Below are 469 nucleotides of genomic sequence, written 5' to 3' on the forward strand. Positions count from 1 at the left end.
GTTTTGTCGTTCCAAACGTGCTGATAAATGAGCTCGTGGCTCATTGTTGGATAGCCTCTCATTCTTAGGTATCCGACTATTTGGTCAGGGCTCCAGTCCAGTCGTAGCAAGGCTTCAGGTAGTCTGAAGTCAAGTTCGGTATAGCGTTTATTTCGCCGTGAACGACTAAGCCGGTTGCGCGCCATTTGCTGTGCCCGCTCTGGTTGATAAGAGTACCTATCGAAGAACTTGTTGTAACGACAATTACGTTCAATTTCTCGATAGATAGTGGCTTTGTGACGGTCCAGTTGTTTAGCTATTTTTGCGGTACTGATCCCTTGCTTTCTGAGCGCAGAAATCATATACCTTTCGTTCTCAGTGAGGTGTGTGTATTTCATGTTTTTTACTTCTTGGCGGGAGCAAACTTCATGATTATCGCACCTTACTGTTTTTATGTTCAGAGGTGTCGCACTTCGTACTTGAATCCAAG

At 44.8% G+C, this 469-nt stretch carries 1 protein-coding gene; it reads right to left on the minus strand.

Annotated features, from left to right (window positions below; genetic code table 11):
• Nucleotides 1-377: helix-turn-helix domain-containing protein (locus tag PL85_RS18175; RefSeq protein WP_196360483.1), on the minus strand; the 377-nt coding region annotated here is incomplete at its 3' end.
• Nucleotides 378-469 lie beyond the last annotated feature (92 nt).

This window comes from Vibrio anguillarum, from assembly GCF_001989995.2.
Taxonomy (GTDB): domain Bacteria; phylum Pseudomonadota; class Gammaproteobacteria; order Enterobacterales; family Vibrionaceae; genus Vibrio; species Vibrio anguillarum.